We start from the raw sequence: 1,548 nt of genomic DNA on the forward strand, positions 1-1,548 counted from the left end.
TAATATAAAGCACACTTCTGTAAATTAGCCATATTTAACTCCTAATATTACTTATACTTAATATTATGCTTAAACTTTCTAAAAAATTTCTTTAATCTGAATTAGTTCCACCTTTTTTAGTAGCGTTTATTGTTTAACTTCCCCCCCATTTACCTTTGGTAATCTTATAAATAAATTATTAACATTATATTCAATGAAACTATCTTCTTTATATCCTCTATATTTCCTACTAATAATATTAAATGTGCCTAATAAATCAAAATTTCCATAACCAATTTCTCTACTCGGAAATTTATATATAGGATTTCTATACGCTCCATACAGTAAATAACTCCTAATCTTTGTAGAATACATAGTTGTATCATTTCCATCAACAATTCCCCATTGCAATAAAAGAGCACAAGCTCCTGCTACTATTGCGGTTGCTGCAGAGCTACCTGAAACAGTAGTAATTTTCCCCGAAACTGTGGTGGTTAAAACATTTATTCCTATCGTAGCAACATCAGGATTAATTAAATTATTAGTATTAAAACCTCTTCCTGATGAAGAAACTAAAGATTCATTATAACTACCATAATAAGCTACTGTAACTGTTTTTCTAGCCGTAGATGGAATTGTTAATGTAATAAACGGATCTGGTTTAAGAAATTTTGTATCTTCTGGCAATGTACTTTGAGGTGAAAGCCATATATTATATCTACCATCAGTTATATAATCTCCAATTAATTGAAACTCCCATATTCCAGGTTTCATATCAGTAAAAACAACATTTATTACTTCCTGTCCTGTAAACTGTTCAGGAAGATAATATCTAACAGACATGTTAGTATCTGAAAAAACAAATTTAAGATTTTCTATTTTATTTATTTTTGATTGAATAAACCTAGATTCTTCTCCTGTTGGAGAAATTACATTTAAAGACATCTTATTAGGTTTTTGAACCCATATATCTAAAGAAAAATATTTCATTTCTCTAGGTATTTTTAATTCTACTTTATCTATATCATGTACATTTTTAATATAACCCGAAGCATGTCCTTCTGCAGCACCTTCATTTCCAACTCCTGCAACTAAAGCTATTCCTCTAATACTACCAACAGTTGTTAAATATTTCGAAATCAAATTATTGCCATCATGGTTTCCGTCCGTACTACCAATATTTAAACATATAACCATAGGTTTTTTTACTTTTAAGGAAAAGTTCTTTAGATATTCTACTCCTGCTAAGATCTCAGCAGCATTATAAACCGGAGTATATTTAACCCCATTTCCTTTTAATATATTACCAAAATTAGTAGATTCAAGAAGTTTAACAATTACAAAATCACTATCAGGTGAAACTCCTTGAAATTCTTGATTATATCCTCTTGCCCCTATAATTCCAGCTACCTCAGTTCCATGACCTACCTCATCCTTTGAAGGTACAATTTGATAAGGATCTCCTTTGTTTTTTTGAGCATTAATTGCATTATTGATTTGTTCATTTGAATAAGTCTCACCAATATATAAAGATGTATTAGTATTATTACGAATAGTTTGATCCCATAT

Annotated in this window: 1 protein-coding gene; it reads right to left on the bottom strand. The window is 29.5% G+C overall.

Annotated features, from left to right (window positions below):
• Window positions 1-126: 126 nt before the first annotated feature.
• Window positions 127-1,548 (bottom strand): S8 family peptidase (locus BM027_RS17845; RefSeq protein ID WP_090094516.1); only part of this gene is annotated, 1,422 nt, incomplete at its 5' end.

This window comes from Clostridium uliginosum (assembly GCF_900112485.1).
In the GTDB taxonomy this organism is placed as follows: domain Bacteria; phylum Bacillota; class Clostridia; order Clostridiales; family Clostridiaceae; genus Clostridium; species Clostridium uliginosum.